Raw genomic sequence first — 8,625 nt, forward strand, 5'->3', positions numbered from 1 at the left:
TCCAGACTCACAATGCGAGCAACGACACATCCCGTGACGATCACCCAGGAGAGCATCATGAAAAGAGTCATCGGTATTTACAGCGCCCCTCGACAACACTGGGTCGGCGACGGATTCCCGGTTCGCTCGCTGTTCTCGTATCAGACCCATGGCCGCGCCTTGAGCCCCTTCCTGCTGCTGGACAGGGCTGGCCCGGCACATTTCGAGCCCGCCGATCATGCCAGGGGCGTGGGGGAACACCCGCACCGTGGCTTCGAGACGGTCACCATCGTCTATGAAGGGGAGGTTGCCCATCGCGACTCGACCGGCCAGGGGGGGATCATCGGTCCGGGAGACGTGCAGTGGATGACGGCCGCCGCCGGCATCATGCACGACGAATTCCACTCCCAGGGGTTTACCCGTCGTGGTGGCACCCTCGATATGGTGCAGCTGTGGGTCAACCTGCCCGCCAAACACAAGATGTCGACGCCCGGTTATCAGGGCATCACCAGCGACACCATCCCGCAACTGAGCCTCAAGGAGGGCGATGTGCGGGTACGCATCATCGCCGGGAACGATGCCGGGTTGCAACAAGGCGAGGTAGAGGGGCCAGCCCGCACCTTCTCGCCCATGAACATCTGGGATCTGCGGCTCAAGGGCGGGGCCAGCGTGGTGCTGCCGGCGGTAGCGGGATGGAACAGCGCCTTGGTGGTGCTCAAGGGCTCTCTCATTATCAACGGTCAGGAGCGCGCGGGCGAAGCACAACTGGTGCTGCTCGATCCCAACGGTGAGGAGTTCATGCTGGAGGCGGAAGGCGAGGCCAGCTTGTTGCTGCTGAGTGGCGAGCCCATCGATGAACCCATCGTGGGTTATGGCCCCTTTGTCATGAACAGCGAGGCAGAGATCCATCAGGCGATAGATGATTTCAACAGCGGCCGGTTCGCCGTCATCGCCCCCTGAGACAATTCTGATAAAAACAAAGCGCCTGATGGCGCTTTGTTTTTTTATGGGCCCTGGTCAACCGAGCCAGCCGAGGGCCAGCGCCAGCCTGCCGCACAAGGCGGCCAGCAGGATGCCAAGCAGGGTGCGCAGCAGCCAGATCACCACCAGCTGTCCCACGCTCACCGGGATCCGGGTGGCCAGGATGCAGGGGATGGAGGCAGAGAAGAAGAGCACCGAGCTGACCGAAACCACGGCCGCGACATAGCGCACCAGCAGGTCGGCATCCTTGAGCAGGATGGCGGGCAGGAACATCTCGGCCAGACCGGCAGAGAGGGCCTTGGCGGTGGCGAGCGGCTCGCCGAGATCCAGCAGCCAGGTCAGTGGCCAGAGCAGCCAGCCCAGCAGATCGAACAGGGGAGTGTGCTTTGCCAGCAGCAGGCCCAGCAGACCGACGGACAGTATGGTGGGCACCACGGCTGCGGCCATGTGAAGACCGTCCCTGAGGTTGTCCTTCAATTGCCGCAACAGGGGATCGGCCTGGTGGGACTGGGTCAGGCCGCAGGTGAGGGCCGCCTGCCAGCGGCTCATGCCATCCGGTAGCGGCTCGTCGGTCTCCCCATGGTGAGCCAGACGGCTGATGGGAGGAACGCGCGCCAGGATGGCGGTGATGACGAAAGTGATCACCAGGGTGGACCAGAAGTAGAAGTTCCAGTGTCCCATCAGGTTGAGGGTCTTGGCCACGATGATCATGAAGGCGGCCGAGACGGTGGAGAAGCCGGTGGCGATGATGACGGCTTCTCGCACCGTGTACTTGCCCGCGAGGAAGACCCGGTTGGTGATGAGCAGGCCCACCGAGTAGCTGCCGACGAAAGAGGCGACGGCATCGATGGCGGAGTGACCCGGCGTGCGCCACAGGGGGCGCATCACGGGTTGCATCAGCACCCCGATGAATTCCAGCAGGCCGAAACCGAGCAGGAAGGTCAGGGCCATGGCGCCGATAGGCACGATGAGACCCACAGACATGGCCAGTTTATCGAACAGGAAGGGGAGGCGATCCGGGGTCATCAACCAGGCAGGGCCCCAGTCTGTGACATACAAAATGGCCAGGGCCAGCCCGAGCAGCTTGAACAGGCTCAATACCCTGTCGATGGGACGGGCGCGCCAGCGGCCATCCAGCAAGGGGGTGATGGCGCCATAGGCGATGAGCAAGAGAATGAGGGTCAGGGCAAGGGGGCGCTGGGCAATCAGAAAGCCGGCCAGGTGATCCACCACTATGGTGCTGCGCCCGCCAAGCTCGAAGGGCACGAAAAAGATGGCGATGCCAAGCAGGCTGGCCAGCAGCAGCTTGATGCCGGCCCCTGATCCTGCCGGTGCAGTGAGCGTGTGTTCAGGTTCCATTTTCTCTCCTTGTGATCCGCATGGTTCAATTCCGTTGAGGGGATTATTTGTATATACAATATCGTCCGGCGCTCAAAATGGAAACACCAAAGTCACCAAAATGCAACATATGAATCGGTGTGGATGCAGATGACCCCAAGACTGAAAAGCGTGATCTCGGGGGGAAAGAGGGGCCGGGATGGCGAGTGGGTGGTGAGGCATCAAGAGGCAAAACAGGGAGGTAAGCGACCAGCGCCAGGAAAAACATGAGCGGCTATTTACCCTTTCTGGTCATATTCATTCATGAGCCTATATTCATGACTATTTATGAATAAATCATAAACCCTTTGTTCATTTGACTACTTTTCGGCTATCCCATTGCAGAGTAAGATGCCTCTTCAATAAAAATAAGAATTAGGAGTTCGGGTGTGAAGGCATTAGAGAAAGAAAGGATATCGCCCTATATCAGCCAGTTATACGAGTGCGGTATTAATGATTCTGACATTAAGCTTGTCGTGGACCAATTTCGTGCCGACGTTTCCTGCAGTTCATCCCTGTTTTTATTGCGGGATGATGACAAGAGCGACGGAATAAAGCTTTTTTCCAGCGGTCTGACCGAGGCCCAGCAGCAGTTTTACCTGCAACATCATCGCCAGGATGTGTGGTTCAACCATTATCTGGATAAAGGGTGCAAGGGGATCGTCAGCGCCAACAGCATTTCAAGCTCGGTGGGCCTGCTGGCAAGTTTCGGCGCCCAATTCGCCGCCGGCGGCGTCTGCCAGGTCAAAGGGCGTGGGCTGAGCAGCCTGTGCAGTTACCGTGGTGCAGCGCAAGATGATTTCAGCAGTCGCGACCTCACCTCGCTCTCGGAAATCTATTCCGGACTGGCGGCCTGGAGCCACCATTATTGGAACTTGCTGGCCCTGGAAACCCAGAACTATCAGTTGCAACAGCTGGTGAAAAACCATAATAAGCCCAGCGCCATCATAGACGACAAGGGGCATATTCATTATTCCAATGTGGCCTTCAACCGTATCGCCGATGAAAATGTGGAATTGCGGGCCATCAATGGCATTTTCTCTTTGCAGAATAAGGAGCAGCAACGTCAGCTCAAGGAGATCCTCAATGGCTTTGCCTATTTGCTGCCCGGCGCCAGCGCCTATATGTCCATTCCCCGTCAGCCTAACCTGCGCCCGCTGCTGGTCCAATGCACCCTGATGAGCGGACTCAGCCGCTTTGAACGCTATGTGGAAGTGGTGCTGCGTGACCCCGAGCACGCCTTCAATCCTGACATCGAAGCGCTGGCCAGCCTCTATCCCCTCACCATTGGCGAGAAGGAGCTGCTGGTGCTGATGAGCAAGGGTTACAGCAGCAACGACATCGCGGAGCTGCGCGGTGTCAAGGTGGAAACCGTGCGCTCCACCCTGAAAGGGGTGTTCAAGAAGACCGGCTGCCACAGCCAGAACGAGCTCTTGCTCTTGCTGCAATCCATCTCCTGATCCACGCGGACTATGCTTGGAGTGAGCTGGACATAGTGCCCGGCTCTTGCCTCCCCTCGGGAGGCTCGTTGGGGGAAAGCGTCATGGAATCACTCAAGGCAAAGGACTACATGCAGACCAAGCCCATCATCTTCAGCGCAGAGATGATGGTACAGGCGGCGGTGGAAAAATTTCTCAACAGTCATCAGTTGGGCGGCCCCGTAGTGGACAGCCAGGGACATCTGATTGGCTGGGTCTCCGAGCAGGATTGCATTGCCGTCATGTTGAAAGAGGCCTACCACTGTGAACAGGTGGCCCAGGTCAGGGATGTGATGCGCAAGGAGGTGCTGGCAGTCGGCCCCGACACCAGCATCCTGGATCTGGCGGAGATGATGATGGGTCAAAAGCCCAAGATCTATCCTGTGGTGGAGGAGGGGCGCCTGCTCGGGGTCATCAACCGCCACAATGTGATGCAGGCCATCCACGCCCAGCTTGGCACCTGTTTCGTGCATCAGGCCAGAGTCTGAATGGTGTTGTCTGGTTGTTTTCAAAGAGCAGGCTCCGGCCTGCTCTTTTCATCCGTGACGGTCATGACGCCTCCGGCTTGATGTGCTGGCGCGGCGCTTTAAGGCTTGCACCGCCCAGCCTCGCTCTTTAGGATCTCCCCCAGCTATCGATATGGCCCTTGATGGGCACTCTTTTAAGGAATTCGTACCTTGTCTCTCTCTATCGAGGCGCTGCGCCGCCGTCTTACCGCCTGCATGAATCTCGACGCCCGCCGTCTCTCCAGTCGACTGCACGGGGTCAAGAAGCTGCCGGAAGCCAAGCAGGCTGCCGTGCTCGAAACCATCGCCGCTGACCTGGATGTGGCACAGACGCGCTATCAGTCCCGTCTGGCGGGCGTGCCTAAGGTCACCTATCCGGACAATCTGCCAGTCAGCCAGAAGCAAGGGGAGATCGCCAAAGCCATTGAAGAGCATCAAGTGGTGATCATCGCCGGCGAAACCGGTTCGGGCAAAACCACCCAGATCCCCAAGATCTGTCTGGCGCTCGGGCGTGGGGTCAAGGGCTTCATCGGCCACACCCAGCCGCGCCGTCTGGCGGCCCGTACCGTCGCGGCCCGTATTGCCGAGGAGATGGAGTCCGAGCTTGGCCACTACGTGGGTTACAAGGTGCGCTTTACCGATCAGGTGAGTGAGCAGACCCACATCAAGCTGATGACCGACGGTATCCTGCTGGCCGAGATCCAGAACGACCGGATGCTGACCCAGTACGACACCATCATCATCGATGAGGCCCACGAGCGCAGCCTCAACATCGACTTCATCCTGGGCTATCTCAAACAGCTGCTGCCAAAGCGCCCCGATCTCAAGGTGATCATCACCTCGGCAACCATTGACCCCCAGCGTTTCTCTCGTCATTTCAACAAGGCGCCGGTGATCGAGGTCTCCGGTCGCACCTATCCGGTGGAGGTGCGTTACCGCCCACTGTTTGTTGATAAAAAAAGCAATGACAAGAGCGAAGGGCTGGAGGAGCGCGACGAGCTGCAGGGGATCTTTGATGCGGTGGAAGAGCTGGCCCGCGAGGGGCTCGGGGACATCCTCATCTTCATGAACGGCGAGCGGGAGATCCGCGATACCGCCGATGCCCTGCGTAAGCTCAACCTGCGCGATACCGAGGTGCTGCCGCTCTACGCCCGCCTCTCCAACGCCGAGCAGAACAAGGTGTTCCAGCCACACGCCGGACGGCGCATCGTACTGGCCACCAACGTGGCGGAGACCTCGCTGACGGTGCCGGGCATTCGTTACGTCATCGATCCGGGTACGGCCCGCATCAGTCGCTACTCCTGGCGCACCAAGGTGCAGCGCCTGCCCATCGAGCCGGTCTCCCAGGCCAGCGCCAACCAGCGTAAAGGGCGTTGCGGTCGGGTGGCGGATGGTATCTGTATCCGCCTCTACTCAGAGGAGGATTTCAATAGCCGTCCGGCCTTTACCGACCCCGAGATCCTGCGCACCAACCTGGCCTCCGTCATCCTGCAGATGCTGGCGCTCGGCCTTGGTAATATGGAGGCTTTCCCGTTCGTCGAGCCGCCGGAGTCGCGCCATATCAAGGACGGTCTGACCCTCTTGAAAGAGCTGGAGGCGGTGCGCGAGCTGCCCGCCACGGGCGATCGCGAAGCCAAGCTGCAGCTGACCGAGACCGGTCGCCAGCTCTCGCGTATCCCCCTTGATCCGCGTCTGGCGAAGATGGTGATCAGTGCGGCGCAGACCGGTTGCCTGAGCGAGGTGATGGTGATCACCGCCGCCCTCAGCATTCAGGATCCCCGCGAGCGGCCCATGGAGAAAAAGCAGGCCGCCGACGAGCAGCACAGACGTTTTGAAGACAAGGATTCCGACTTCCTCGCTTTTGTTAACCTCTGGAACTATCTTAAAGAGCAGCAGGATGCTCTTGGCAGCAACCCGTTTCGCCGCATGTGCCAGAAGGAGTTTCTCTCCTATCTGCGGGTACGCGAGTGGCAGGACATTCACTTCCAGCTGCGTCAGACGGTCAAGGAGCTGGGCTTCAAGGCCAACCAAGAACCGGCAGACTTCAAGACGGTGCACTGCGCGCTGCTTACCGGTCTTTTGAGCCATATCGGCAACAAGGATCTGGAAAAGCCCGAGTTTCTCGGGGCCCGCAACGGCCGCTTCCACCTCTTCCCGGCCTCCGGTCTGTTCAAAAAGCCGCCCAAGTGGGTGATGGCCGCCGAGCTGGTGGAGACCTCGCGCCTCTACGCCCGCATCAACGCCAAGATTGAACCGGAGTGGGTGGAGCCGCTGGCAGGTCACCTCATCAAGCTGCACCACAGCGACCCTCACTGGTCGAAGAAAAACGGTGCCGTGATGGCCAAGGAGAAGGTGACCCTCTATGGTCTGACTCTGGTCAACGAGCGCACCATCAACTTCAGCCGCATCGATCCGGCGCTGTGCCGCGAGCTGTTTATCCGCCGCGCCCTGGTGGAGGGGGATTTCGAGACCCGCCACCGTTTCTTCAGCGATAACCGCAAGCTCCTGGCCGAGGTAGAGGCGCTGGAGCACAAATCCCGTCGGCGCGATATTCTGGTGGATGATGAGGACTTGTTCCGCTTCTACGATGCCCGTTTGCCGGAAGATGTGATTTCCGCCCGCCACTTCGACAAGTGGTGGAAGGAGGCGCAAAAGCAGGATCCCGAGCTGCTCAACTTCGAGAAAGAGATGTTGATGAAGGGGGATGCGGCCCACATCAGCGATCTCGACTACCCCAACTTCTGGCAGCAGGGGCGCCTCAAGCTCAAGCTGACCTATCAGTTCGAGCCGGGGGAGGCGGCGGATGGCGTGACCCTGCATATCCCGCTGCCGCTCCTGAATCAGGTGGAGGTGAAGGGGTTCGAGTGGCTGATCCCCGGGCTGCGTCACGAGTTGTTGGTGGCCCTCATCAAGTCGATGCCCAAGCCGATGCGCAAGAACTTCGTGCCGGCCCCCAATTATGCCGATGCGTTGCTCGCCAGTATCAACCCCGAGCAGGGGCCGCTGTTGGACGAGATGGAGCGTCAGCTGCGCCGCATGACCGGCGTGACCGTGCCCCGTGAATCCTGGGATTGGGCTGCGGTGCCCGATCACCTGAAACTCACCTTCCGTGTGGTGGACGACAAGCACAAGAAGGTGGCGGAAGGCAAGGATCTGGAGGCATTGAAAGAGTCGCTGCGCGGCAAGGTGCAGGAGACTCTGTCACAAGTGGCGGACGATGATATCGAGCAGTCTGGCCTCACCCTGTGGAGCTTTGGCGAACTGCCGCAAGAGTACAGTCAGAAGCGCGGTGGGTTCGAGGTGAAGGCCTATCCGGCGTTGGTAGACGAGAAAGATTCGGTCGCCATCCAGCTGGTGGAGAGCCCTGTGGTGCAGCAGCAGCTGATGTGGGCAGGCCAACGCCGGCTGGTGCTGCTCAACGTGCCATCTCCCATCAAGTATCTGCAGGAGAAGTTGCCCAACAAGGCCAAGCTCGGGCTCTATTTCAACCCGTTTGGCAAGGTGGCCGAGCTGATTGACGACTGCATCGCCTGCGGCTGCGACAAGCTGATTGAGCAGCACGGCGGCATGGCTTGGGACGAGGCCGGTTTCGAGGCGCTCAAGGAGTATGTCCGCGCCGAGCTCAACGATGCGGTGGTGGAGGTGGCCAAACAGGTGGAAGCCGTGCTGACCCTCTCCCATGAGATCAAGAAACGGCTCAAGGGCAAGATGCAGCTCGACACCGCCTTTGCCATGTCGGACATCCAGCAGCAGTTGGGTAACCTCATTCACAAGGGCTTTGTCACCGAGACCGGCTGGCAGCGGCTGCCTGACTTGCTGCGCTACCTGCGGGCCATCGAGCGGCGGCTCGAGAAGCTCGCCATCGATCCCAACCGGGATCGGGTCTACATGCTCAAGGTGCACAGCGTGGAGTCGGAGTACAAGGCACTGCTCGCCAAGATCCCCAAATCCCAGCTGATCCCGGCCGAGGTGGCCAATATCCGCTGGATGATCGAGGAGCTGCGAGTTTCCTTCTTCGCCCAGCAACTGGGGACGCCATACCCTATCTCGGATAAACGGGTGCAGAGCGCCATTGCCCAGTGCTAAGCTGCTATCTATCTGTTTTCTGAGCCATAGTGTGAAAGCAACGAGACGCCAAAGGGAAGGGAGGCCGTCATATGCTGGGGATCTGGTTGGGGGTGGCACCAGGGCGGGATCGCACTTTGTTAATGAAATTTGAACAGGCAGATCGTCTGTGATCTAATCGCGTCTCCATGCAGGAGGCACGCGCTATGACGTTGATTGAACACCTTACCCTTGTCGAA

The 8,625-nt window shown here is 59.5% G+C and carries 5 protein-coding genes; 4 read left to right on the forward strand and 1 reads right to left on the reverse strand.

Translation table 11 applies throughout. The annotated features are described in order from the left end of the window. The first annotated feature begins 57 nt into the window (after positions 1-57). Positions 58-939 (forward strand): pirin family protein, encoded by an 882-nt coding sequence (locus OKB81_RS05375; protein WP_043152681.1) that lies wholly within the window; start codon positions 58-60, stop codon positions 937-939. Positions 940-996: 57 nt separating this feature from the next. Here OKB81_RS05375 and OKB81_RS05380 read toward each other — a convergent pair whose 3' ends face one another. Continuing rightward, the gene (locus OKB81_RS05380) at positions 997-2,319 is read right to left on the reverse strand and encodes a YjiH family protein (RefSeq protein WP_043152684.1); all 1,323 of its coding nucleotides are present in this window, start codon (positions 2,317-2,319) and stop codon (positions 997-999) included. Between the two features lie 407 nt (positions 2,320-2,726). Between OKB81_RS05380 and OKB81_RS05385 the strand changes: the two genes are divergently transcribed. The 3 genes from OKB81_RS05385 (at position 2,727) to hrpA (ending at position 8,407) form a co-directional block, all read left to right on the forward strand. Beyond that, positions 2,727-3,797 carry a helix-turn-helix transcriptional regulator gene (locus OKB81_RS05385; protein WP_043152694.1) on the forward strand — a complete coding sequence of 357 codons (1,071 nt, stop codon included), beginning with the start codon at positions 2,727-2,729 and terminating at the stop codon, positions 3,795-3,797. A gap of 83 nt (positions 3,798-3,880) precedes the next feature. Beyond that, entirely contained in the window at positions 3,881-4,303 is a 423-nt protein-coding gene (locus OKB81_RS05390; protein ID WP_043152696.1) for a CBS domain-containing protein, read from the forward strand. 189 nt (positions 4,304-4,492) lie between these two features. Beyond that, positions 4,493-8,407: an ATP-dependent RNA helicase HrpA gene (gene hrpA, locus OKB81_RS05395; protein WP_049636836.1), complete on the forward strand. Its 3,915-nt coding sequence runs from the start codon at positions 4,493-4,495 to the stop codon at positions 8,405-8,407. Positions 8,408-8,625 lie beyond the last annotated feature (218 nt).

The organism is Aeromonas sp. QDB56 (assembly GCF_027705505.1).
Taxonomy (GTDB): Bacteria; Pseudomonadota; Gammaproteobacteria; order Enterobacterales; family Aeromonadaceae; genus Aeromonas; species Aeromonas caviae.